We start from the raw sequence: 25,901 nt of genomic DNA on the forward strand, positions 1-25,901 counted from the left end.
GCTCCATAAGGTCTCATGCCTCTTAATATAATCAAAAAACTGTCAATTTCCTATTACTTATGCAAAACTCAATAAGTTCGTCACAGCGCTACAAACAAATCGAATCTCTCGACTTCACATGAGTTGCCGGCACAAGGAAGCAAGAGTATCTGTAAAAATCAAGACCTTCCTGTGCCGCCAGCCTCAACGCCGATCGCCGCAATCCGCAACAGTTCTCTTTCCCCAGCCGGAGGTTGTTCCGCATTGCTGCGATTCTGGCGACGGCGTCTGACGATTCACTTCAGACGCCAATAGGGGAACATCGTTCTTTCAAATCCTATGCCATCGACCGTGGAATTGGTAATATGATTTTCCTGGAATTAACCCCCTGCCACGGCAGCGTTGACGGTGCCTGTTTTCCGGCAATTCTCATCTCTGCGAAAACGATTCCGAATTCTTGAAGTGCGAACAAAAACGGCGCACGTGCAGGTGTGCGCCGTCGCACCGGCGATTGGGGGGAGCGGCAGCCTGCGCGCAACACCTCCGCGCTGCGGGCAACAGCCTCTCCTCCTTCTTGCCGGTCGGTCTCTCCCCGGGCTACCGCCTCACAGCGCGGCGTGATACGCTTCCGGCCTGAAGCTCTTCAGCGCTTTCATGTATTGCGCGCGTTCGAATGCGGAAGGATCCGCGCTGTTGATCTGGCTCATGCTGCCCTGCATTTGCTGGACGGACTCGTATTCGTTCTCCTCCATCCAGCGCACCAGGTTTTGCTCGACGCGGCGCAGATGATCGACACCATAGCGCAGCAGCGCCGCGGCCATCATTGTCACGTTGGCGCCCACCATCAGCATCTTCACCACGTCCGGGGCATCATGAATCCCGCTGGTTGCCGCGAGATCAGCCTTCAGGCGGCCGAAGAGAATGCCGATCCAGGTCAGCGGCAGGCGCAAGGCCTGCGGCGTGCTGAGCAGGACATTGGGCCGGACTTCCAGACTTTCAAGATCAATGTCCGGTTGATAAAAGCGATTGAACAGCACCAGCCCGTTCGCGCCCGCCGCGTCAAAGCGATGCGCCATGTTGGCAAGATTGCTGAAGAACGGGCTGAGCTTGATGGCCACCGGAATCTTCACCGCGGCCTTCACCGCCTTGAGCACGTCCAGATAGCGCTGTTCGATTTCTGCGCCGCTGAGTTCGAGGTCGGTGGGAATGTGATAGACGTTCAATTCCAGCGCGTCGGCGCCCGCCTGTTCGATCAGCCGGGCAAAGTCGATCCAGCCGCCGACCGTGGAACCGTTCAGGCTGGCGATGATGGGTATATCGACTGCCTGCTTGGCGCGGCGAATATGCTCGAGGTAACCGTCCGGCCCGAGATGGAATTCCTGCGGCTGGGGGAAATACGTGAGCGCCTCGGGAAAACTCTCCGTGCCATAAGTGAGGTGATGATTGAGTTCGTAGGTTTCCAGGCGCAATTGCTCTTCAAAGAGGGAATACAGCACGACTGCGGCCGCGCCTGCCTCCTGCATGCGCTCGAGGCTGCTGATCTCCTCGGACAGCGGCGAAGCGGAAGGCACCAACGGCGTGCGCAGTTTCATGCCGAGATAGGTTGTCGTCAAATCCATGTCATCGTTCTCCGTAGCGTTAGCGAAACAAGCGCGAAAAAAGAGGTTCTCCAGCGTGGCGCCGGCCGGATGACGGTGCGGGCCGCGGGGCCGCCGGTTCCGTCACCCGCAGCCACTCACGCCTTCCCCTCTTCACCTTTGGCTTTGCCGTTGCCGGTGGGGCGCGCCGCCAGATACTCATAGAGTTTCCAGCGCGTATGGACATCCTCCTGCGCTTCCTTGAGCATGCGCTTGGCGTCTTCCGGCTTGCTTTTGGTCAACATCTTGAAACGGTTCTCCATGTAGAGAAATTTTTCCACCGGCAGCTTGGGCGCGGAAGAATCGAGCACGAACGGATTCTCGCCATGCCGGGCGCGGTCGGGATGGTAGCGATACAACGGCCACTGGCCCGAATCCACCGCCGCTTTTTGATTCTGCATCGCCGTCGCCATGTTGATGCCGTGCGCGATGCAATGGCTGTAGGCGATGATCAGCGACGGCCCTTCATACGCTTCCGCTTCGAGGAACGCCTTGAGCGTGTGTTCGTCTTTCGCGCCCATGGCCACGCGCGCCACGTAAACGTTGCCGTAGGTCATGGCAATCAGACCGAGGTCTTTTTTCGCCGCCGGCTTGCCGCCCGCCGCGAACTTGGCCACTGCGCCGCGCGGCGTGGCTTTCGACATTTGCCCGCCGGTGTTCGAATAAACTTCGGTATCGAGCACGAGCACGTTGACGTCGCGGCCGCTGGCGAGCACGTGATCCAACCCGCCGAAACCGATGTCATAAGCCCAGCCGTCGCCGCCCATGATCCACACGCTTTTGCGCACCAGCATGTCGGCGAGCGTCAGCAGCCGTTTCGCCTCGGGTGTCTCCAAACGCTGCAGTATCTTCTTGAGCAGATCGACGCGCATGCGCTGCTCGTAAATGTCGGCCTCGTCCTTTTGCGGCGCAGCCAGAATGGCATTGACGAGATCCTCGCCCACCGCGGCGGAGAGATCATGCAGCAGTTGCGCGGCCATCTCCTTTTGCTTGTCGATCGCCAGGCGGAAGCCCAGGCCAAACTCGGCGTTGTCTTCGAACAGGGAATTGGACCAGGCCGGGCCGCGGCCCTCGGCGTTCTTCGTCCACGGCGTGGTGGGCAGGTTGGCGCCATAGATCGACGAACAGCCAGTGGCATTGGCGACCAAAGCGCGATCGCCGAACAATTGCGTCACCAGTTTGACGTAGGGCGTCTCGCCGCAACCGGCGCAGGCACCGGAAAACTCAAACAGCGGCTCTTGCACCTGCTGCTGGCGAATCGTGCTGACCTTGACCTGGCGGCGATCCATCTCCGGGATGGTCAGGAAGAACTCCCAGTTCTTGCTTTCCGGTTCGCGCAGCGGCGGTTGCGGCCGCATGTTGATCGCCTTGATGCGCGTTTCGGATTTCTTCTTGGCCGGACACACGTCCACGCACAGGGCGCAACCGGTGCAATCCTCCGGTGCCACCTGAATCGAGTATTTCAGTCCCTGCCACTCGCGGTCGCGCGCGTCACAAGCCTTGAAGGTGGCGGGCGCATTGGCGAGCTGCTTTTCTTCGAAAACCTTGATGCGAATCACGGCATGCGGGCAAACCATCGCGCATTTGCCGCACTGAATGCAGATGTCCGGCTCCCACACTGGAATCTCCAGCGCAAGATTGCGCTTTTCCCATTTTGCCGTGCCCGTCGGAAACGTGCCGTCCACCGGCATGGCGCTCACCGGCAACTCGTCGCCGCGGCCGGCGATGATCGTGCCGAGCACGTCGCGCACAAATGGATCCGCCTGCTCGATGGGCGGCGGCGGGATGGTGAGGCTGCCGTTGAGGCCGGCGGGAATCTTCACTTCGAACAAATGCGCCAGCGTGCGATCGACCGCGGCAAGATTGATGCGGACGATCTCCTCGCCCTTCTTGCCGTAAGTCTCCACCACGGACTGTTTGATGGCGGCAATGGCCTCTTCTTTCGGCAGCACGCCGGAAAGCGCGAAGAAGCACACCTGCATCACGGTGTTGATGCGGCCGCCCATGCCGCTTTCGCGCGCGACTTTGGTGGCGTCGATGACGTAGAATTTCAGCTTCTTCTGGAGAATCTCCTCCTGCATCTTGCGCGGCAAGTGGCCCCACACCTCCTCCGGGCCATGAGCGATGTTGAGCAGGAAGGTGCCGCCCTCGACCAGACCCGCCAGCATGTCGTAGCGCTCCAAAAACACCGGCTGGTGACAGGCCACAAAATTGGGCCGCGACACCAGATAGGTGGAACGAATCGGCTGCGGGCCGAAGCGCAAATGCGAAACCGTCACCGCGCCGGCCTTCTTGGAATCATAGACAAAGTAGCCTTGCGCATAATTGTCGGTGTTCTCACCGATGATCTTGATCGAGTTCTTATTCGCGCCCACGGTGCCGTCCGAGCCCAGGCCGTAAAACAGCGCGCGAATCACGCTGTCCGGCTCGGTGGAGAACGCCGGGTCATACGGCAGACTGGTGTGCGTCACATCGTCCTGGATGCCGAGCGTGAAATGATTCTTGCGCGTGCTGTCCGTGAGATGATCGAACACGGCCTTCACCATGGCGGGGGTGAATTCCTTGGAGGACAAGCCGTAACGCCCGCCGATGATTTTGGGCATACTCTGCCACCAGCCTTGATCGATGCCCTCGTGCAGCGCGTTGACGCAATCGAGATAGAGCGGCTCGCCCGCGCTGCCCGGCTCCTTGGTGCGATCCAACACCGCCAGCGCCTTGACCGACGCCGGCAACGCAGCCAGGAAGCTCCGCACGTCGAACGGCCGGTAAAGCCGCACCTTCAGAACGCCGACATTCTCGCCGCGCGCATTGAGATCGTCCACCGTTTCATGCGCCGTTTCGCAACCCGAGCCCATGAGAATGATCACGCGCTCGGCTTTGGGCGCACCATAGTATTCGAACAGCCGGTATTGCCGGCCGGTGAGCCGCGCAAAGCGATCCATCACCTCCTGCACCGCCGCCGGGCAGGCGAGATAGTAGGGATTGACCGTCTCACGCGCCTGAAAGAAGATATCGGGATTCTGCGCGGTGCCGCGCAACACCGGATGATCCGGCGACAAGGCGCGGTTGCGATGCGCCAGGATCAATTCCTCATCGATCATGGCACGCATCACCTCATCGGGGAGCAGCTCGATCTTCGACACCTCGTGCGAAGTGCGGAAGCCGTCAAAGAAGTGGATGAAGGGAATGCGCGTCTTGAGCGTGGCCGCCTGGCTGAGCAAGGCGAAATCCATCGCCTCCTGCACCGAGGCCGCGCCCAACAGCGCGAACCCGGTGGCGCGCGCGGCCATCACGTCGCTGTGATCGCCAAAAATGGAAAGCGCCTGTGCCGCCACCGTGCGCGCCGCCACGTGAAAAACCGCCGAGGTCAGCTCACCGGCGATTTTGTACATGTTGGGAATCATCAGCATCAGGCCCTGCGAAGAAGTGAAGGTCGTCGTCAGGGCGCCGGCTTGCAATGCGCCGTGTACCGCGCCGGCCGCGCCGCCCTCGCTCTGCATCTCGACCACCGAAGGCACGATGCCCCACAAGTTGGGCGTGCGCTCCGAGGCCCACGCGTCGGCAAATTCGCCCATGGGCGAGGATGGGGTGATGGGATAGATCGCAATGACTTCGCTCACGCGGAACGCCACGTGCGCCACGGCCTCATTGCCGTCGATCGTTATGAACGTTTTGGTTTTCATGTCGCTGCTTCAAATAGTGGAATGATTAGTTCGATTTGTTCGCAACCGTTGTGGTTGTGTCGATCCTGCAAACCGCCCACAACGGGCAAAAGCGGATGAAGGCAGTCACCAGAGCAATCGCCGCGACGACATAGCCGAGCAGCGCAGCCACTCCCTTGAGCACGCCGAACGCGCCCAGCATCAGCAAGGCAATGCCAATCACCAGCCGCACGCTGCGGTCCAACCCTCCGACGTTTGCTGTCATGACAAACCTCCTTGTGTTTGAACAGCAACCGGTTGGCCGTGCAGTCAACCGGTAAGGTTGCTGGAATTCATTGTTTGAAAACGCAAGCCGCAACTCCTTTTTTCTTGAAAAGAATTTGCCGCCGCCGCTTGAATGATAGCATCTCAAGTGCCAAATGAATCCCAGCCGCCGAAATCCGCCCTAGCCTGCTGTAATTTCATGGATTGACCCGGATTGAACGGCAGGGCAGAACTTCATTAGTTTCTTTACTTTGGGAAAATATGCAGGAGGTTTTCGCAAAATTGACAGACTGCCGGAGCAAGGCCTACGGCAGCAGTTGCGAGGAGAGTCATGCAGACGAATGCAGGCAGGGAAAACCGTCGGAGCTTTTTTGTGATCGTCCAGAAACGAAGCAACCGGCCGGGCGCCGGTTCTTACTTGTGCATCTGATCTGGTTGGTGAAGGGTCTGTCCGAAAACGTTCCGGCCTCGGCTGAGCCGAGGTCGGCAAACTTCGAGTATCGCAGCGACTCGAAGGATTCTGACGCAACCGCCCGGCCGGTGCAGGAACATTTTCTATAAGCTCGCGATTGGGGACGGACGCAAATCTAGCGCGCCAGCACCATGCGTTGCGTTTTGGTCTGGCTGCCGGCCGTCAAGCGGTAGAAATAGACGCCGCTGGCCAGGCCCCGCGCCTCGAATGCCACGGCATTGGCGCCGGCAGGCTTAAGCTCGCGATTCACCAACGTCGCCACTTCCCTGCCGAGCAGATTGTAGACCTTCAGTGTCACCGCCGCGGGCTGCGCCAACTGGAATGAGATGGTGGTGGCGGGATTGAAAGGATTGGGATAGTTCCGCAGCAACGTGATCGCGCCCGGCATCTGCGCGCCGTCATCCACGCCGGTCGCAGGCAGCGGCCGGCTCCAAACGCCGTGGCTGGCTGAAAGGCCGGCAAACAGCCTGCCTTGATGAATGAAAATCGCGCTCACGAAATCGCCGCTGATCGGCAGATTGCCGGTGAGCACGTTCCAACTCGCGCCGCCGTTCGCAGAGGCAACCACGCCCACGCCATCCACCGCGGCATAAAGCGTTTGGTTGAACAACAACAAATCATCCACCACGGCATTCTGCAATTCCGTGCCCACGCTCTGCCAGGTCTTGGCGGAATCAAGCGAGACGTAAAGTCCGGAAGTGGTGCCGGCGTAGATGGTCTCACCCGCCACGGCCAGCGACAGCACGCCCTGCACACCCGCAAGGCTGCGATTTTGCCAGGTTGCGCCGCGATCCAAGCTGACCTGCAAATGGCCGCTGCTGCCGCCCAGCGTCGCGCCCACCAACATGACGCCTGATTCCGTCACGGCCACCGCAGTGATCCCCGAAAGCCCGGTTGGAAATCCTGTGCCGCTGCGCCGCCAGTTCGCCTGCTGCACGGCAGTTTTGTAAACACCGCTCGGCTGCAACCCCGGCGCCCATTCGATGGCGGCATACACGGTGTCGCCCATCACGACGACGCCGGCGGCAAAGGCCTGGGTTTCAAAACCCTCGTTGAAGCTGATCCAGATCGTACCGCCGTCAACGCTGCGGCACACACCGCCGCCAAGAATGGCGGCCCACAATGTGTCCTGCCGGACTTCCAACGCCCGGATGTCATAGGCCATCTCCGGCAGGCCGGTGGGATAGGCCTGAAAACTCGCGCCACCATTGGTGCTGAGCCACAAGCCACTGTCTTCACTGCCGGCAAAAAGCCGTGTGCCGCTCAGCGCAAAAGTAAAGACGCGGTCAGATGGCGATGGCACCGGTTGCCATTGCGCCTGCGCCACGCTCGCGGCCAGCAGTGCGCCGAGCAAAATACTCAAACGATTTCGTTGCATCCCCTCTGCTCCTATGTTTTTGCGATCTCCGGTTGCTTGATCTTATTTCATCAGCCGGCCGGGCTGCGCCAGCAAGTGCGCCATGAGATTGTGCAGCGCGGCCTGCCACTTCAAAGGCTGGCCGGCCAAGTCGGTGCGGCGCTCGGCATGCACCAGTTGCTGCAGCGCCGCGTTGCTGCTGCCCTCCTTCACTTCCAACACCTGGGCCCAAAACGGTGTGTCTTTGGCGATAATGCCCTCCGCGCCCGCCGCCACCACTTTGCCCTCGCGGTCCAGCAAGATGCCGGTGACCTGCAGCACCTCCAGCGGCTTGTCCTCCGCGCTCAGGAACTTGACGCTTTCCTCATAGCCCGTGCCCAGCACCACCTTCTTCCCAAACATGCCTTTGTCGGATTTGGGATACTCGCTGAATCCGAGTTTGAGCCAGAGAACATAATCGACCTGCTGCCCGCCTGCCAACTCCGGCAACTGCGCGCGCCACGCCGCAGAGGGATTTTGAATGTCGATCACCATCGGCGGATACTTGTCATGCTCCTGGCGCTGCATCGCGGCAGCCGGCGGTGCGGCCTCGCCCTCGGCACTGCCGACATAGACATAAGGCGCGCCTTTCTCCGGCAGCGCCTCACCGGCCAGCGGCTTGCTCCAACCCAGGCTGTCCAAATAAGCATTCATGGCCGCGACCAGAGGTTGCAGTGCTTGCTCGCGTCCAGCGAATGAAAACTCTGCCGCCGAGGTCTGGTCAATGCCAACCGCAAAATGGCCGCTGGCCGCATTGGCCACGGCAGCTTTCTTGTTGTAGAGCTTGTAGAAGGGCGCTCCCTTCAAACGATCAGTGCGGCCGGCAGCCGGCATGCTGGCGCTCGACGAACCCGCCAGCAGCATGCTGAACGCCACGGCACCGAGGAACGCAACTGCTTGAAACGAAAATGGTTTGCGCATCTGTTCTCTCCTTTCAATCATGAAAAACACGGCACAGATACGGTTTTCCTCGCAGGCAAGTTACTCGATCAAATGGACTATTGCAGCCGAAATCTGCGGCGCTCTGCCGGAGTTTCAGGCCATCAGGCGCGCAAAGTCAGAGTAAGATTATGAAAGACTCTTTCCCCAAAGCAAGCATTTGCACCGCCGAGACGCCGTGAGCGCAGAGTCTCAAACCCCCAAAAGCCTCTCTCTGCGTTTTCGGCGTATCCGCGGTTCCGCGGTTGACTTTTCGGTGTTCCAAGTCTGAAAGGTTCGTTACTACCCGTAGGGCTTCGCGTTTCAACTTGTCCAAAATCTGGCATACCCTTTCCCTCAAAAAAAGACAGGGTTGGCTGGAGCAGGAATCCTGCTCATCCAGTCAACCCTGTCGAAAAGGCGTTACTGCAAACTGGCGAGGGCGTTGCCGCATCAGGTCGCGATCTTGTGCCGACCTGCCTGGCTGCCTCACTTCGCCATCGACACCTCCTGGCCGGGCGGCACCGGAAACGGCACTTGGTTTTTCACCGGCGGCAGGCTGCGCAGGTACGCCCAAATGGCCTTGAGATCCTCGTCGCTCTTTTGCCCGATAAACTGCCACGGCATCGGCGGCAGAATATCGCGGCCATTGGGATAGCCTTGATGTTTGCCGCTGCGCAACGTGCGGATGAAGGATTCCTCCGTCCATTCGCCGATGCCGGTGCTGGTGTCCGGCGTGAGATTGGCGGCGAAGCTCACGCCCCAGGGGCCGGCCCACGCCGTGAGCATGGGACTGGCGGCCGTGATGAAATTGCGCTTCTGCAAATCTGCCGGCGTCCAGTTGGGATAAGGCAACTCGGCCGGATGGCCGGCGAGCAGCCGCGTCGAATCCGGTATCGGCTCGCCGTGCGCAGTGAACACTTTCGGCGAATGGCAATCATGGCAGAGGCCGGTGTTCACCAGATACTTGCCGCGCGCCACCAGATCGATTTTCGCCTGGTTCACTTCCTGCGGCTTGCTTTCGCAGCCCATGAACTGCGCCGCCAGCACAGCCGCAACCGCTATGAGAAGATTTTTTTTCATAACACTCTCCGTTGGTTTCATTGGAAGTATGGTGTAGAGAAATTTTCTCGCGAGGCAAACCTACTCCGCGCTCTGCCGCAAGCTGACCTGCTCGCCCTGCTCGTTGATCAACACCAGCGTGGCTTTGCCCGAGGCCTCGGCAACGATCTGGAACCGGAACGACGAGGGTTGCAGTTCATTCTCCGCTGCCAGCCACTGCTCTTCGCGCGCAGCGATGCCGCCGCATTGCGTGTAGTCCGTGCCGGTGAAGGGATTGAGCACGATTTGTGATTCGCCGGCGATGATCGTTCCTTCTTGATAGAAGAAATAGGTGATGGCCTCCTCGCCGGCGCCGACGCACTCGCCGCCGCCCAGCGCATACCTGCCATCCGCTTGCACGGCCAGAAACAAACCGGTGCCCTTGGGCGCACGCCATTGCTGCGCCTCGGAATTGTAGAAATTCGCGGCAGTGATGGAGCCGTTGCTCCACCGGCCCACCAACGCGGCCGGCACCTCAAGTCGCGAGTTGGCCGGCCCGCTGCTTTCCGTCACTCCGGCAGCAGCCGTGGCGGGTTGCTTGCCGCCAGCCAGCACCGGCGCGAGGCTGATTCCGATGATCAAGAGGGCGATTGCTTTCTTCATGGCATGTTCCTTTTCTTGAGATTCACGGAGGCGCCTTCACTGGGCGGCGCGGCCGTGCTGTTTGAGAATTTTCGCGGTTGCGCACGCAGAGGCCTTTGCCAGTCTGCGTGATTGACTTCGCCAACCGGTCATTCAAGGGAGATGCCAAAGCCGCAGCGGGGGAAAATGGCGGGGCTAAGAATCAGCAAACAAAAGAATTACGGCCATGCGCCCAGCGCCAGTGCACCGGCGGATTTTGACGCAGATTCTTCGATGAAATGAACGAGAATTTTCGCGGGGTGTTTTTGTTGAGGGAAGGTTCGATGAAAACCACGAGGAAATGGGGCCATTGCGCGCGGGCAATGACTTCACAGAGTCATGCGCGGCAAGGTCGGTTGGTTGCGGTCACCGGCTGTCCCCATTCGCCGGGCAAATCCGATTCACGACTTGATCTTGTGCGGGTGACACTCCAAGCTGCGCTGCCGCGCCGCGCAAACGCGAAGTGAAACTGCGCCTGCTTGCTCCGCGAACCCCGCGGCGCGGCGGTGAGCTGTTAGCGATTTCTGTTTGGGAAAATGCTCCTGCAACGGCTTGGCCGTTGCCGCCAAGTTTCAGCATCCTTGGCGCAGCCGAGGTTGGAACACTTTCGGACAGAAACGGACTACAACGTTAGGTCGAATTCAAGGCACAGACAAACAGCCCCACGGAGGCGAAATGTAGAAGCGAAGGGCAACGCCCTGGAAAGCCGGCAATCATGCGATATCACCAATCCCTAACGGAGCGCCATAATACTACGTCAGGAAGGCCTCCCCTTGTTGGCCAGGTACGTTGGGTTCTATCGGTTCCCAGCGTGCTGCCCGTGGGCTACTACATGCAACCCGGTTGGGGTCCAGCGGCCCCTTTGAAGAAGACAGAATGTCCTTAACGTTGCAGCACTAACGATCGCCCGCCAATACGCTCAACCAGCGCTCTCATAAGCCTGCTTGATCCAGCCAAGCAATTCCTGGTCAACTTCCCTGGCCTCGGTGAGATTGACTTTGTATTGACACATACCACCCGGCGGCAGCGCCAGCAGGCGCGCCGTAGCTTTGACGCCCTTCATGTTCAAGCCGACTTCGAAGCGCGTGTTGGTGGCCGGGCCGAGCATGACGAACTGCTTCTTGCGCCGCAGGCTGACATACGCCTTCTTTGGCGCGATTTCGAACTCGCCGAATTTGCTGATCGCCGCCATCAGCTTGTCATGAATGGGGCGAAAATGCGCCTTGGCGCCGGAATAGATGGCGTCTATCGCTGCGCCAGGCGAAGCGCTGCTCGCTGGCGCGGCGGGCTGCGTGGATTTCATGTACAAATGCACGACGGTGTTGGCATCGCCATGGCCCATGCCGAGATCTTGCTTGAGCAGATCGCGCATTTCGCCGTGCTTCGTCAGGCCGCTTTTTTTGAGGAGCGCGTAGAGCTGGCTCAGCGTCTTGCCGGTTTTGGTTTGAATGTTCTTGAGTTGGGTTTCCAAAGCCTTGTCGACGATACTCATGAGGGCTCTCCTTGAAAAGGATTGGGAAAAGCAAAAGACCGTTTTCAAATCTATTAAGCGTTTCCGCCCATGTCTTTAGCCTGATCGATTCACAAACCGGGAACTGCGCAGCCGCGCAGGGCGCAAAGTAGCCGCAGAGAGTTTTGGCAGCGTGAGAATGATTCGATTTGATTCAGTATCGAACTTTGAGAGTATCTGAGCACCAACTGCCGGGCAAGCCAACAAATGAACTCTTGATCTCTGCGAACTTGGTGACTTCGTGGTCTTCCTGACGGATTATGCCATGAGGCGCGCAAAGTCAGAATAAAATTCTGAAAGATTCTTGCCCACAAAGCGACCGCTTGCAGCGCGGAGACACGGAGAGTGCGAAGTTTCAAAATCAAGAGCGTCCTTCTTCGCGATCTTCGCGGTGAGCCTTTGAGGTGAATGACACGGCAGTGTGCCTCAATCCTCACAGGATCCTTACTGGATGACAGCGCTGGTGGATACGTCGTGCGAGACAACAGTGTATGAATCGGGCTTATTGCTGTCCGCGGCTTCAGATTTCAGCTTGTCTGAAATCTGGCGTAGCCATTTAGGCCTGAATCATAGACAAAGAAAACCGCCAAGGCGCTTGGGATGCGAAGCACTTTTCTCGCTTGAGGAGCAGAAAGTTTGTCCATTCGGGTCTGCTCCTGATCGCTCACTCAATTTTTGCGCCTTCTTGGCGCGCTTTGCGCCTTCGCGGTTTTCTTTTGATCAAGTCCACTTCCTGGCGACCTCAGCGCCGCCTGCAATTTTTTCGGCGCGATCATCCGCCAGGCCTGGCGGATGAGAAAATCCAGCTCGCGATCTTTCACCCGCGCCAGCTCGACGCCGATCCAACCGCGCACGCCCACATAGGGTGGCTTGAAGTATTTCTCCGGCGAGGCGGCAATCACCATTTCCTGGATGCCGATGGGCGCCGGCAGCCACACGGCGAGGTGGCCGTCGTGGTGATGATCGTCGGCAAACATGCAAAAGACTTTCTTGGCGACGAAGAACGTCGGCTCGCCATGCGAGAGTTTTTCGGTGCTCCCGGGCAGGCTGGCGCAAATGCGGCGCACGCGTTGCAGGTGTGTTTGGCTCGTTGCAGAGTGAAGTTTTTTTGTTGGAGGCTTCATCAAATACCGCCGGTCAACCTGAGTACGCGGCTTCTTCGCGCGCGTCCGTGCGACTCTCGAAGAAGAGATTATAGCCATCGGGGTCCGTCACTTGTGTGACCCACATGGCGTTGCCGACGAAAGGCTTTTTCGCCTTGATTCCCCGTGAGATGAAGTCGTGATAAATTGCCAGGGCGTCTTTGCAGATGAAGTAGATTGATACCCCCACTCCCACCTTGCCTTCCGGCGTCCAGGAATCATGCCCGTCCTTGCGGAACTCTTGCAGCATCAGCGCCGCGGCGCCAAGCTCGAGCCGGCACCAGCGGAGCTTGCCCTCGTCGATCCATTTGGTCGCCATTTTGAAGCCGAGGCCGTCGAGGTAAAAGCGAAGAGATTTTTCCATATCGGCCACCGCAAAAAACGGCACGGCCTGCTGGACGTTCGTTTCGGGCTTCGTTTCAGGTTCCATTGTTCGGTTTCCTATTCAGGATGTTTGGAAAAGGGAGGTGGAACTGAAATGCGCACGCACTCCGCCCCGCGTCCGCAAGCTGCAAGAGGCGGAGCGGGGGAGTCGCAAAGACGCAGAGAATGCGCAAAGAGAAATTTTTTCATTTCGATGAAAGTTCAATTTCTTTGAGCAAAAGACCCGTTTTGATTTTCTTTGCTTTGCCTGAGCGACTCTGCGCCTTTGCGTGAATGACTTTGCGTTTATTTCAACTCGCGCCCTGCCACTCCGCCACCTCGCGAACGCCGAACCTCTTCATCGGCGAATCACCCGGCGCCCTGCCCAAGATGCCGCAGATCAGGCGATAAAAGCCGTCACTTTTCTCATTTTCCCAATCGCGCATATCCACCCACAAGGTTTGACGAACAAAAAGCGGCAGTTCGGGCGTCTCTTCGACTTTGGGCAAAATCACTGGAATCATTCGCGCTGTCCCGCTCGCCCATTTCTCCACGTAAGCTCTGATCTCCAAAATGTGCCATTTGCCAATATCCGCTGGCCCAAAACACAGCGCCGCGCACGGAATGGTTTTGATGGCCTGCTCCAAAGCCTCTGAAATCGTATCGCCCGGAGTAAGATTCCATCTATCCAGCCACGGACGAATTCCCACCTTGAGCAATTGCTTCGCGATTTTCTCCACCGCTGCTTTGTCTTTCGAATTATGGCTCAGGAACACGTCGAATTTTCCTTCTGCTTCCTTAGCCTTGATGACCAACCCGGCGGTCATGCGCTGGCGGCCAGCTTTGGCATCCGTGCCAATCTTTGCTGCCACCGATTCCGCTGCGGCAGTTGGCTCGGCCAGCAGATTGATGAGCGGGGTCTTCTGCTCGCAATAAGGGCAAAGCAAATTTTTCTTTCGCGCTGCAAGTCTCGCTTTCACGAGATCGTCGGCGAAGGGCTTGCGGCACTCCGCATTGATGCAGTGATAGTCATGCCGCTTGCTCACGCTGCCTGGCGTGCTCTTCGACTCCAAATGCTTGCTGACGAATTCGAGGAAGCCCTGCCGGACGTTTGCCGGTGTTTCGCCATCGAAGAACAACTCCAGTTCGCCTTGACCGCGGCCGTGGTCGCGCAGACGGACGAGGCAGCGCCCGCCCGCATCTGGCCGGTAGGCGGCAGCGTCCTGAAAGAACTCCCGCTTCTTGAAGCCCTCGTAATGCGCGAGCTGCGCGATGAGCGTCGCATAAATACTTCGCACCGGCCCGCTGAACGCGAACGCCACGCCGAGAGCCGCCGCGCCCGGAAACCTCAGCTCCGCCGTGCATTGCGAGGGGAACACCACGTAATCTTCACCCTTGATGGTCTCGCGCAGCGCCAGATCGCGTGATAACAATTCCTCCAACACATACCACAGCAGATGCCGCTCGGACTCGGGATCGGCAATGCGCTCGTCTTTGTCGAGCTTGAAGCTCCCCTCGCGCACGCGCGATTCGAGCAGATGCCCAGGCCCGTCGGGTTCGTCTTTCGCGGCCACTAACAGCGCGCTCGAATACGCATCCACTCGCGTGGGGTCGAGCAGCGCCAAGCTTTCCGGTTGCGGCGCCGCGCCCGTAGTGTGAAAAACCAGCAAATCCACCGCGTCCGTCGCTTCGAGACGTTGCAGGTGCGCGATGAATTCCTCCAAAGGAAGCTTCTTGCCAAAGTACGAGCTAAAGCCCTCGTGCAGCTCCGCGATGGTAAACAATCTGGCGGGCGCGGCCTGTTGACCGGCCTTCGCCTCCGCGCCGCCTTTCTCGCCCTTCAATCTCGCCACATAATCACGCAGGGCCGCCAGCGTATCGGTCGTGGTCACCTTCGGCACTTCGTTCCAGGGAATGCCTTGGCGAATGGCCGCCAGCAAGTCATCGCAGCCCTCGCCGGTGCTGGCGCTGGTGGGAATGAACTGCGTAAAGCCGTGCTCGCGGGCAAAGGCTTCGATGCGCTCTTTGCTCGCCGGCAGACCGCCCACGTCGATGCGCGCGGCCACGAGCAGCTTCTTGAGCTTCGTGTTCGTAGCCGCCTGGTCGAGCACCTGCGACCAATAAGCCGCGCCCTCGAAGGGATTCGTTTCGTTGCGGCAATCAAACAGCACGCAGGCCAGAGCCGCGCCTTCCATGCTCAATTACTAAGCTTTTTATGAAGCCACTCGATAATCTCGTTTGTCCCTTCCGGAGGATCAGGACTCTCAGCCAATACAGTAATATACAACCGCAGTTCACGAATAACATCTTTGGAGGGAAATGAGCGATATCCATCTTCCATGTAACGTTTTGCATCACTTACGTTGCCCTTCCCTAAATTCGCCCATCCTAAAGTATAAAAGTCATGACTATGGGTTGAGCCAGCGTCAATTCGCTTTTTGCAAAGTTTTTCTGCTTGTTCGAAGCAAGAAATTGATTTGTCTTTTTGATTAAAATATCGATAAATGGTTCCCAAATGTAAGTAAGGAGCGGGATATTCTGGATTAACATCTATGCACGACAGGAAAGTTGCTTCAGCTTTTTCGTATTCCTTTTTTCCCACATAGATTTCTCCCAGATTGTTTAATGTTTTAAAATCATCAGGCAAAAGATCAAGAGCCTTCTTCATGTTCATTTCAGCTTCGCTTAGCCTGTTCATCATGAAGTAGACAGCGCCAAGATATCTGAAAGCTCTGGGATTATTTGATTTGATTTCTATAGATTTTCTAATTTCTGAAATTGCTTTCGTATAGTTCGCTTGATCTTTGTATACTTCGCCCTGAAGCAGATGCACATCGGAACGCAGTTCATTGTCTGTATCTTTGACCATTTCTAGTGCTCTCATGATCTCCCTATGGGCTTCTTGAATTTGACCAAGATTTTTAAAGGCCCTTGCTTGCGAGAGATAATTAAGACATAGTATCAAATTTCTACTTTCATTCAATACTTGGCCTCGAACCTCTCCAATCTTCTTAATCGCATCTTCCATTTGATTCAACTTTATTTCCATCTCTTTCTCCTTCGAACGGACAGCGTTAAACTCTCTCAATCCTATAAAGCCTGCGACGGCAATCCCTATCGTAGTTATTGCCAAAAGAGCCGCCATCCATTGAATGAGAATATTCGCAATATCAACTTTGTGCTGTGCTGTTTGTAATATGTTCATCGACAATTGATCATCAATACTATTTAGCTTTTTATCGATTGCTGAGTAGTTCGTGTTTATTTGCTGCCGAAGACTATCGATTGTTTGTTGCATTTGTATTAACTGTTCCTTGTCGGACAAAGGCTTTTGTTGAGCAAAACACAGATGTGTCATCAATATGATGATGAGACCAGCAATAAGTGCACGTCTTTGCATCTTCAACCTCAAGAAGATAGAATGTTTATTCTCGCAATTCGTTGATTTGGTGTTATGCGAGTTGAATGGTCTTTTCTGCAACCTGCTCGCTCGCGGCTTTTGCTTCGAGCAGCTTCGGATATTGCTGCTCACGGTCTTGCGAGAGCCAGTTGATGTAAAGGAATTGCGCCAGCGAACCTTTGATGGGAGCGTCATCGAGCCGCAGGGGAATGAAGCGGCGCTCCTGGTTCAGCGGGTTGCGAAACCGGCAGGTGCCGGCCTCCAACTGCGCCCAGTCGGAGCCGAACGCATTTGCCGACATGCAGAGCACGAGCACGCGCGAGCTTTCCAGCCCCTCCTCAATCTTCGCCGGAATGCTGTCGCCGGGCTTCAGCTCCCACTCGTCGAACCAGACGCGCAGCTTGTCATTCTTCAGCCGGTTTGCCAACTCGCGAACAATCGATTTGTCCTTCGCGCTGTGGCTGAGGAAGACGTCGTATTTGAAATCGTTGGGCATAGGGTGTCTCTTGCTTGACCGTTCGTCCCATGTCAAGACGCGAAAAACATTTCAGCTCTATGCAGCCTTTACAAGCCAGTCGCAAAAAAGCAAATTCAACGTTCAGAAACTCTGGTTGGCATTGACTGGTAAACGCGATCTTCAATATCGATGGCATAAATGATAAAAACAAAATCTTTTGTTCCGTTTAGCTCATCGCGCAACGCATTCATTTCATGTGTCTTAAGTTCGGTGTTCAGATAGAACTTCAACGAAAGGTTTTCAATTGTGTTCGGGTCAAGAATCAAATGGTGGCCTCCAATTGTCTTCTCTTGATGTGCATTGCGTAGATCCTTGTATGAGTACAAATCGAGCCGGAGTTCTTGCATACCATTACTCAAGGGAATGTCAAATTTGATGACCAGATGTGACTCGACCAAAGCAATTGGTTTTCTCCCCTCATTATGAAATACACACTGAAATTCAGTTTTGATTCTCTCAACCCCGAAAGTACTGAACTTCATACGTGGTTTGTGAATCTTAATCGCAAGCGCATGTTCCGGTTCGCTTTTGTCAATTTGAGCTCCTGGAGAAAAACCCATTTGAGGCACACTAACGTTCTTTTCTGAGCTGAAGACTTCACCCGTAGAAAGCCTAGCTCTGAACATCGTATAGGCGGTTTCCCTAGCTTGTTCAGGAATTCTGAAACATTCGATTCGAGTTTCCCAAGTTTCGTCCAATCTCAGCCTTTTCGGCAGCGGTCTATCGGACTGAAGAACTGCAATTTGACGCTCACCGTCAAACCAAACATGGGTCACTTCAACTTCTCGCGCAGGTGATAGATTCGTAACATTGATGAAGTAGAACTCGGTTTCACTATTGACAAATCTGGCTTTATGAACACATAGTTTTATCATTGTTTCCTCGGAATCAGCGAGATGTCTCACTGATATCGATTGGACCATCGCAAGGTCCTGGCTAGTTTCGGTTTCTATCGCCTGTGGCTTCGCTGGCGGTCGGCAAGCTTCGATGAGCTTCGCATACTCCTGCTCGCGGTCTTGCGAGAGCCAGTCGATGTGAAGGAATTGCGCCAGCGAGCTTTTGACGGGGGCGTCGTCGAGCCGTAGGGGAATGAAGCGGCGCTCCTTGTTTAGCGGGTCGCGAAACCGGAACGTGCCGGCCTCCAACTGCGCCCAGTCGGAGCCAAACGTATTCGCCGACATGCAGAGGACGAGCACGCGGGAGTTCTCCAGCCCTTCCTCGATCTTCGCCGGAATGCTGTCACCGGGCATCAGCTCCCACTCGTCGAACCACACGCGCAGCCTGTCATTCTTCAGCATGTTTGCCAACTCGCGAACAATCGATTTGTCCTTCGCGCTGTGGCTGAGGAAGACGTCGTATTTGAAATCGTTCGGCATGTTATTTTGTAGTCACGACCCCTTGCGGGGCGATGGTGGAAAACAGAACTCATGAACACGTCACAGCCGTCCACAAGGGACGGGGACTACGAAACGCCTCAGAATCAGGGCACATCTTTTTCACATACGTCGCGGAACTCAATGCTTTATCTAAACCCATCGAATTCGAGGGGTTTGAGATTCAAACGTTTACCATCGCCACGAAATTCGTTGTTATTTTGAACCCATCGAATTCGATGGGTTCAGAAAGACGAACAGCCAATTTCTTCGGAAATCAACCACGCAATTTCTCCGCCATCAACATCACCGGATCCGAACCTTTGCGGCTGCAGATTTGCCCTTTGAACACGCTGAACCGGCCGTCCTTCTCCATGCGCTCCGCAAGCTGGCGGTAGGTGAAGGTCGGGACAATATCCATTTCATGCAGCACGGCATCGACCAAGTCTTTGGTCATGCCCACCCGCTCGACCGCCAGCAGTCTGTGGATTTCATCGAGGCACAAATCCATCATCTGCTCCGCAGTAATCTCCGGCCGCAGGCCGTTCTGGTTGTGAACAGGGATTGCATCGAAAGAGGTAATTTGCGCAGACGTTGCAGACCCTTCCGGCAGAGGGAAGTGAACCGTCTTCTTTGTTGCCGCTGCCGCGCTATAGTTCTTCTGGTAACAACAATGCTTGTATTTCTTGCCGGAGCCGCATGGGCACGGATCATTTCTTCGCACGGCGTTCATACTCGCCCTCCTGAACAAAAGGAACTGGTTGGTGAACCCCGAAATCCCGATCACCCGGAATTGGTCGTCGGGTACGGTCGCAATGGGCAATTGATCTGCGGGAACCGGAAACCTGCATCCCGCACAGCAAGCCGGGCCAAAATATAACCAGAGGGGTCTGCAATTTCAAAACAAATTTCCCCCGGCCGCGGCGTCAAGAGCAGGGTCCGGGCAAAGCGTGAGCACAAAGGCAAACTCGCGTGGCAGCGGGCCGCGCAAACAAAACCTGCCCGCTGTTAACTCGCGAACTCGGCGAGGAAAACGGGGATCTTGCGGTGGGAATTCGAGGAAACTACTGCTGCGCTTCGGCGCGAACCGTGGGCGTGCCACCTGCGGCCCAAGCGCTGTAGCAGAAAAGTCCAACAGGACGGCGGACGACAGCTCAAGTTTGACTCGCCAGCTTTGTCAGGGCGCGAAGCAAACTGCTCAGGCGCCGGCTGGCAGATTTCCCCCATCGCAGCGCGCCAGCCTGGTCGCGGCTCCTGCGCGATCAGGGCTTGCGCGCCAAAAACGTGACGCCCACGGTTCCCAGGCTGATCGCCCGGGATTGTTGTGGCGTGTCGCTGAACACATCTTTGCGGCGTTTGATGGTGAAGCCGTCAAAACCGGCTTCACGCACGACTGCTTCCAGTTCTGCTTCCAGCAGAGCGCCGGCAATTCAGCCGGTCCACAGGTCGATGTTCTTTTTCGCCTTCTCCGATATGGCTTTTCGCACGACGAGATCGGCAATCTGCAGGCGGCCACCCGGCTTGAGCACACGATACATCTCACGGAAGACTGCCGGCTTGTCCGGGCAGAGATTGATGGCGCCATTGGAGATGACGACATCGGCCCAGGCGTCGGGAAGCGGCAGCGACTCTGCATAGCCTTCTTTGAACTCGACCTGACGCAATCCGGCCGCAGTGGCCGCGGCCCGGGCTTTGTGCAACATCGCCGGGGTCATATCCACGCCAACCACCCGCCCGGATGGGCCCACCAGGTGCGCGGCAATCAGGCTGTCGAAGCCGGCGCCGGACCCCACATCGAGGACGTGATCACCGCGACGAATCTCGCCCACGGCGAAAGGATTGCCGGTGCCCGCGAAAGAGGCAACCGCCGGCGCTGGAATCGTGTTGCACCAATGCGCCTCATAGTCGAGCATCTGCGCCAGCGCGCCGCCGGTATGAAAGTGAAAGCCTTTGCCGGGCGTGTTGGCGACTTCGGAATATTCCCGCCGGATTTCATAGCGCAAAATTTCGCGCCCGACGTGCGAAGGGAAAAGCGGCCGCGCCGCTGTTTTGTGAGCCGCCACCGGCCGGCCGGCAGCCGGCAAATACGCACAGGTCTTGAGGGCACCGACATCGTACGCTTCCTCGGTCGCGATCATCTCGAGCGGTTCGGGAAACTCGAGGTCAGCCATGGCGGACTCGGTCGCCAGGAGGTATTCCCGCGCGGCCACCGAATTCTTCAACAGCCGGTGCACGGTGATGACATCGACGCCGGACAGGCGGTTGAACTGGCCGATCTTGCTGAACACCGCCTCGCCACTGTGCACCACGATCTTCAGCTTCAACTTGGCGATGTTCCGGCAGGCATTGCAGAAGCACATGCTGTACGCCTGCAACTCCTCGGTTTTCCTCCGGAAGACGGCGAAGAATTCGAGCAGTTGCGCGCCGATCTTCTTGCGAGCGACGGCCTGCTCCGCTTTCGCAGCATACATGAACACGGCGTCGCCTTCCAACTCGACGACTTCGAGCGGGGGCCCGGCTTGTTGCACCAGCAGATTGAGCAGCTCACTGATCACCATCTGGCTGTGCACCAATGCTTTCTGATGATCGAGCATGAAACGGGTATAGCCGCTGATATCCGCGATGATCAGCACAACGCTTTCAGTTTTCATCCGGTAATCTCCTGCCTGCATTCCAATGTTTGGAGCAAGTGGGGCTGTGCGCAGCGGAGCCGGCTCGAGTCGCTCGTCACGGCACACTCTCCTCCCCGGCCGGCTCGCGGGGCCCACTTCCTTCGCTCTGACTTGGCGAGCGCCTCGCGGCCGAGAGCGCACTGGCCTTGGCGGAATCCGGCGCGTTCGGCTAAGCTTCCTGCAGCGTCGCTTTCTTCCTGCCCACCGGAAGGAGCATGGGCACTTCCTCGCGATAGTTCTTGTAGGCCTCGCCGTGCAGGTCCACCAAATCCCGCTCTTCCAGACGGATCGCGATCAGGATGTAGGCCGTGGTGGCGAGGGCGAACACCAGATGCGCCGCCGTCATGGTCGGCGTGGCCCAGAAGGCGAAGAGCCAGCCCAGATAAAGCGGATGGCGAATGTGCTTGTATGGCCCGGGAGTGACGAATTCGAGCTTCTTGTACTCCTGGCCCCGCAGATAGAGCCAAACCTGCCGCAGTCCGAAGAGGTCGAAGTGGTTGATCAGAAACGTCGTGGCCAGCACCAACAGCCAGCCGAAGCCATAAAGGCCGAAAAGAAGCGCGCGGCCGGTGGCGTCCTGCACGTCCCAAATCACGCCGCCCATCGGTCGCCACTGCGCGAACAGCAGGATCAAACACAGGCTGGAGAGCAGAACATAGGTGCTGCGTTCGGCTGCCGCGGGGATGATCTTGGTCAACTGCCGTTTGAAGCTTTGCCGTGCCATCACGCTGTGCTGAATGGCGAACAAGCCGAGCAGTGCCGCGTTGATGAGCAGGGCTTCGCGCAACGGCCCCTGGGCGCCGGAATCAATCGACTTCGCGACAAAGAGATTGCCGATGAACCCGAAGGCATACAGAAACGTGGCGAAGAAAACGGCATAGCACACCACGCCATACACGAAAACCAGTACTCGCTTCATCTGAGCTCCTTTCTGAATTGGGTTGATGAAAAAAGCGCTGCGACCATCGTGATTTGTTGCGCGCAAGGTAGGCGAGCGCGGGCATAAATTCTACTATCCCTAGCGATGGTTTTCGCCGAGATCGAGGCCGCGGCCGGGCCTCCTCCCCCTCAACGGCCTTGCTGATCAGTACGGCAACTATCTCTTGGGATAGGCCGGCACAGCGCGCTTGTGGAGAGGTAACGCAGGCGGAACAAGAGGAAGAGAGAAGGGAATGAAGCAGGTTGGCGCAGCGCCGGGACTGCAATGCCGGATGGTCGCTGCCGGAGCTTCCCGTCCGGTCAGGTTGCTGCTTTCAGCGCGGAATTAGCGGGCTTGGCGCGCCGACCGGCAGTGAGCGCGAAAATGGAGTGCCGGCGGTTTTCTTCATTTGCCGGATAAATTCTTCAAGGGCACCAGGGCTTTTATTTGCGTGCCTTTGCCGGGCGCGGAAATAAGCTCGAAGGTGCCGCCCAATTTCTCGGTGCGCAGGCGCATATTGACGAGGCCGTTGCCCTTTTCCGTGCCGGTCGCGGCGATGCCCTTGCCCGCATCCACGATCTCGACAACCAGGTTCTTCCCCTGAAGCAGGAATTTGATGGCAAGACTCGGGCTGCCGGAGTACTTCACGGCGTTGTGCAACGCCTCTTTGGCGATCAGCAGCAGACTGCGCCGCAGCTCGGGATGCAGTTTGATGCCGGCAATTTGCTCGGCCACTTCGAAATGCAGCGCGATGTTGCGGGCGCGGCAGATTTCGTGGGCAAAGACGCTCAGCCGGCGCTGCAGCGCTTCCCCGGAGTCGTGTTGGGGATTGATCGACCACACCACGTCGCTCATTGCCGCCGACAGTTCGCGCGCGACGTTGCCCATCCGTTCCATCGCACCGCCCAACTCGTGAACTGCGGCCGCTGCCGTCTGCAGATCGAGTTCGCCGGCCGCGAGCGCCTGGTCACTGTCCTGGGCGAAAAACGGCCGCACATTCTTCTTTTGCAGGGCGACTTGGGAGAGCAGGCCAATGTGCGTCAAACCGGCGCCGATGTCGTCATGCAGATCGGTGGCGATCCGCGCGCGGATTCTTTCGATTGCCACCAGGCGATCCAGACGCACGACGTGAATGCCATAGAGCACGCTGCCCAGCACGATGAGGCAGAACGCGATGAACCACCAACGCTGCCAGAACGGCGGGGTGATCTTGAACGAAATGGCCGCCGGCACGCGGCTTTCCACGCCTCCGGCATTGACCGCTTTCACCTCAAAGGTGTAATTTCCCGGCCGCAGCGAAGCGTAGGTGACGACGCGCTCCGCAATCGGCTCCTGCCACTCTTCCTGCAAGCCGGCCAGCCGGTAGGTGTAGCGCAACGCATTCGCGCCGGTGAGGCTGATGCCGGTAAACAGGATGGTACACACATTCTGGTCATGGCTGAGCTGCAAACCGTTCTGCAGCGGCTGCTCCTTGCCGTTGACACGCATGCCGGTGAGATAAACCGGCGGCGGTGGCGACGGCGGCGCCGTACGCCCATATTCGTAGAGGATCAATTCGTCCGCACTCATCGCCCACACGGTTTTCTCGCTTGCGATGACGCCGAGGCCTTCGGTGAATCGGCCGATCAAATGGGCATTGGCCCGGAGCCGTCGCGAGTCCTCCGCCTCGGTCTGTTGCACGCCGGCAGAGGTGCCGATCCACACGCGGCCTTCGGAATCCTCCGCCAGCGCCCACACTGCATTGTGGAGCAGTCCGTCTTTGCTCGTGAGCCTTGCGAAGGTTCCCTCGCGATAGATCGAAATCCCGTCAAAGCGGTGGCCGATCCAGATTTCGCCGTTGCGGCGTTGCAGCAGTGCGCGGATGCGATTGCTGGGCAATCCCTGCCTCACGCTGAAATGCCGCTGCCGGCGCAGGGAATCCTCTGCCACTTCGAAAACATGAATGCCGTCATTGAACGTGCCGATCCAGATTCGCCCCTGCCGGTCTTGAATAAAAGCTTGCGGCGTCTCCGTCTGCAGATACGACTGGCTTCGCAAAGTAACCGGATCGATCTGCACAATGCCCAAGCCCCAGATCACATACCAAATCCGGTTGCGGCGGTCAATGGTGATGCCAAGCGGATTACCATCGGGCAGGTCTCTGCCCGGCGCCAGCTTTCTGACCAGCGCCAGACGCGAGGCTTGCCGCGGTTGTCGCGTGACGCGATAGGCCGCCAAACCGCCGCCGTGAATCGTATGCCACAGCAGACCGTCCGGTGCAAACGCCACAGAAGTATGATGCGCGAAGAATCGCTTTTCCGGCCGGGGCGCCAGGGCGGGAAGCACATGCAGAAATATCGCCCAACTGCCGTTGTCATCCCGCCAAATTTCCCACAGTCCCCTTTCCGTCGCCACAAACAAGTGGCCAGCCGAATCGACTACCGCGGTGTGATTGAGAACATCGGGGCGTGAAGCCAGGCCGGCAAAAGGAAGGCGCGTGAGCGAGCGTTCGGACAGCTTGATCAGGCCGCCGCGGCGGCTCGACAACCACAGATTGTGCTCGCGATCCAGGAAACACGATCCCACCACATTGTCGGGCAGTCCATTCGCTGTCGTAAAGCGCGTGAATTCACTGTGGGGAAAATTCTTCTTGGCGATCTTCAACAGGCCGCCGGCCGCGACCCAGAGATTCCCCTCATGGTCTTCCACGATGCCGCCGACGTCGAATGCCCCCGTTGATTTGGAGGCCGCCAGGCGGTCCTGCTGAATCTTGTAAAGCGCACCACCTTCGGCGCCGCACCACACGATTCCATCTGCGTCCTCGAACAGGCAGACCAGCGGAGCCGACTGCTCGCCCAGGTCCACTTGTTTCACAGCGCCGGTGCCGGCCGTGTAGTGGTAGAGTTTTTCTCTGGCGTTGAACCACAAGCGGCCGTCCCGCGTGGGTACGAAAAACTGCACGATGCCGGAGTCGCCGCTGGCGAAGAAGAACGAGACACTGTCACCGCGTACCTGGTAGATGCCGACATTCGTGCCGCACCAAACAGTGCCGTCGTCATCTTCATAAATCGCATGAATCGTATTGTGCAGCGCGCCGGGCTTGGCAGGCAGGCCGTGACGGAGCAAGCGCGCAGTGATCTTGCCGTTTTCGAATGTGGCCAGGCCGCCGCCGTTCGTGCCGAGGTACATGGTGCCCGGCGCTTTGCGGCTCTCGCCGAAGCACCAGACAAAGCCGACCGGCAGGCCCTTATCCACGTCATAGTTTGTGAAGCGGATGCCATCGTAAATCGCGAAGCCGCCGTCGCCACCGGCCCACAAATAGCCGCGGGCATCCTGCACGATTGCCGTGATCCAGTTCGAAGGCAGGCCGTCTTTGATGGAATATTGCTCAAACGGCAAGAGCTGAGCGTAGCCCAAAGCAGAATAGCAAAGGAGAAGGACGAGAAATGTCGTTGCGGTTGGTTTGTTCTGCATCAGCATTCAGGAGAAGAAAACGGCCGCCCTGAACCCTCCGGCCGGCGCCGGCCGCTGCGAAAAATCAGGCGCCGGAGAAGCTGTGCTAGCCGCCGGCAATGGAACCCAACACGATGAACGGTTCGCTTCCCGTGGCCACCGCCTCCGGTAGCAGCGTGTCCGGCGGTTCGAGGGACCAGTCTGCTTCACAAGCGAAGTAGCGCAAAAACGGCCGGCGCTGCTGCGTCACGTGGTCGCGGATCGTTCCCCGCAACATGGGATAGCGCGCCTCGAGTGCGTCGAGCACCGCGCGCAGCGTGACCGGGCCTGCGATCTCGAGCTGCACCTCGGCGCCGGTTTGCGCCAGTGTGCGGAGATGATAGGGAATGATGACTCTGATCATGGCAAGTTGCTCATTGCTTCTTGGTAGTCCCGCCCGCTGGTGAGTCGCTGTCGAAGCCAAAGAATTCCATGGTTGGAGCGATGCCGCACGAGGGGCAGGACTACGAAATCCTGGTAACTG

The 25,901-nt window shown here is 57.8% G+C and carries 19 protein-coding genes and 1 pseudogene; all 20 read right to left on the bottom strand.

Translation table 11 applies throughout. The features are described 5' to 3' along the window. Nucleotides 1-584 precede the first annotated feature (584 nt). Nucleotides 585-1,598: a dihydroorotate dehydrogenase-like protein gene (locus L6R21_12365; protein MCK6559981.1), complete on the bottom strand. Its 1,014-nt coding sequence runs from the start codon at nucleotides 1,596-1,598 to the stop codon at nucleotides 585-587. A gap of 116 nt (nucleotides 1,599-1,714) precedes the next feature. After that, the gene (nifJ, locus tag L6R21_12370; protein MCK6559982.1) at nucleotides 1,715-5,299 is read right to left on the bottom strand and encodes a pyruvate:ferredoxin (flavodoxin) oxidoreductase; all 3,585 of its coding nucleotides are present in this window, start codon (nucleotides 5,297-5,299) and stop codon (nucleotides 1,715-1,717) included. Nucleotides 5,300-5,324: 25 nt separating this feature from the next. Further along, nucleotides 5,325-5,543, bottom strand: a complete 219-nt coding sequence (locus L6R21_12375; GenBank protein MCK6559983.1) for a DUF2892 domain-containing protein — start codon at nucleotides 5,541-5,543, stop codon at nucleotides 5,325-5,327. 586 nt (nucleotides 5,544-6,129) lie between these two features. After that, on the bottom strand, nucleotides 6,130-7,392 hold the full coding sequence (locus L6R21_12380) for a T9SS type A sorting domain-containing protein (GenBank protein ID MCK6559984.1): 1,263 nt from the start codon (nucleotides 7,390-7,392) through the stop codon (nucleotides 6,130-6,132). A 42-nt stretch (nucleotides 7,393-7,434) separates the two neighbouring features. Beyond that, nucleotides 7,435-8,331 (bottom strand): hypothetical protein, encoded by an 897-nt coding sequence (locus tag L6R21_12385; protein ID MCK6559985.1) that lies wholly within the window; start codon nucleotides 8,329-8,331, stop codon nucleotides 7,435-7,437. 486 nt (nucleotides 8,332-8,817) lie between these two features. Further along, nucleotides 8,818-9,411 carry a c-type cytochrome gene (locus tag L6R21_12390; GenBank protein MCK6559986.1) on the bottom strand — a complete coding sequence of 198 codons (594 nt, stop codon included), beginning with the start codon at nucleotides 9,409-9,411 and terminating at the stop codon, nucleotides 8,818-8,820. A gap of 60 nt (nucleotides 9,412-9,471) precedes the next feature. After that, entirely contained in the window at nucleotides 9,472-10,032 is a 561-nt protein-coding gene (locus tag L6R21_12395) for a hypothetical protein (protein ID MCK6559987.1), read from the bottom strand. Nucleotides 10,033-10,969: 937 nt separating this feature from the next. Continuing rightward, nucleotides 10,970-11,542: a DUF4287 domain-containing protein gene (locus L6R21_12400; protein MCK6559988.1), complete on the bottom strand. Its 573-nt coding sequence runs from the start codon at nucleotides 11,540-11,542 to the stop codon at nucleotides 10,970-10,972. 686 nt (nucleotides 11,543-12,228) lie between these two features. After that, complete coding sequence (locus tag L6R21_12405; GenBank protein ID MCK6559989.1) at nucleotides 12,229-12,684, bottom strand: MmcQ/YjbR family DNA-binding protein; 456 nt, start codon at nucleotides 12,682-12,684, stop codon at nucleotides 12,229-12,231. Nucleotides 12,685-12,697: 13 nt separating this feature from the next. Further along, entirely contained in the window at nucleotides 12,698-13,132 is a 435-nt protein-coding gene (locus L6R21_12410; protein ID MCK6559990.1) for a VOC family protein, read from the bottom strand. Between the two features lie 244 nt (nucleotides 13,133-13,376). Further along, on the bottom strand, nucleotides 13,377-15,260 hold the full coding sequence (locus L6R21_12415) for a TIR domain-containing protein (protein ID MCK6559991.1): 1,884 nt from the start codon (nucleotides 15,258-15,260) through the stop codon (nucleotides 13,377-13,379). Nucleotides 15,261-15,262: 2 nt separating this feature from the next. Next, nucleotides 15,263-16,465, bottom strand: a complete 1,203-nt coding sequence (locus tag L6R21_12420; GenBank protein MCK6559992.1) for a hypothetical protein — start codon at nucleotides 16,463-16,465, stop codon at nucleotides 15,263-15,265. A gap of 52 nt (nucleotides 16,466-16,517) precedes the next feature. Continuing rightward, nucleotides 16,518-16,961 (bottom strand): toll/interleukin-1 receptor domain-containing protein, encoded by a 444-nt coding sequence (locus L6R21_12425; protein ID MCK6559993.1) that lies wholly within the window; start codon nucleotides 16,959-16,961, stop codon nucleotides 16,518-16,520. 95 nt (nucleotides 16,962-17,056) lie between these two features. Then, nucleotides 17,057-18,358: a toll/interleukin-1 receptor domain-containing protein gene (locus tag L6R21_12430; protein ID MCK6559994.1), complete on the bottom strand. Its 1,302-nt coding sequence runs from the start codon at nucleotides 18,356-18,358 to the stop codon at nucleotides 17,057-17,059. Nucleotides 18,359-18,632: 274 nt separating this feature from the next. Then, a complete protein-coding gene (locus L6R21_12435; GenBank protein MCK6559995.1) occupies nucleotides 18,633-18,869 on the bottom strand; it encodes a hypothetical protein in 237 nt (78 codons plus the stop codon). A gap of 174 nt (nucleotides 18,870-19,043) precedes the next feature. Next, a pseudogene (locus tag L6R21_12440) lies at nucleotides 19,044-19,088 on the bottom strand (SEC-C domain-containing protein). A 697-nt stretch (nucleotides 19,089-19,785) separates the two neighbouring features. Continuing rightward, on the bottom strand, nucleotides 19,786-21,006 hold the full coding sequence (locus L6R21_12445) for a DUF2652 domain-containing protein (GenBank protein ID MCK6559996.1): 1,221 nt from the start codon (nucleotides 21,004-21,006) through the stop codon (nucleotides 19,786-19,788). A 190-nt stretch (nucleotides 21,007-21,196) separates the two neighbouring features. Beyond that, the gene (locus tag L6R21_12450) at nucleotides 21,197-21,946 is read right to left on the bottom strand and encodes an isoprenylcysteine carboxylmethyltransferase family protein (protein ID MCK6559997.1); all 750 of its coding nucleotides are present in this window, start codon (nucleotides 21,944-21,946) and stop codon (nucleotides 21,197-21,199) included. A 405-nt stretch (nucleotides 21,947-22,351) separates the two neighbouring features. Further along, nucleotides 22,352-25,399 (bottom strand): hypothetical protein, encoded by a 3,048-nt coding sequence (locus tag L6R21_12455; protein MCK6559998.1) that lies wholly within the window; start codon nucleotides 25,397-25,399, stop codon nucleotides 22,352-22,354. An 85-nt stretch (nucleotides 25,400-25,484) separates the two neighbouring features. Next, nucleotides 25,485-25,781: a MoaD/ThiS family protein gene (locus L6R21_12460; GenBank protein MCK6559999.1), complete on the bottom strand. Its 297-nt coding sequence runs from the start codon at nucleotides 25,779-25,781 to the stop codon at nucleotides 25,485-25,487. Nucleotides 25,782-25,901 lie beyond the last annotated feature (120 nt).

This window comes from bacterium (assembly GCA_023150945.1).
GTDB lineage: Bacteria > Zhuqueibacterota > Zhuqueibacteria > Zhuqueibacterales > Zhuqueibacteraceae > Coneutiohabitans.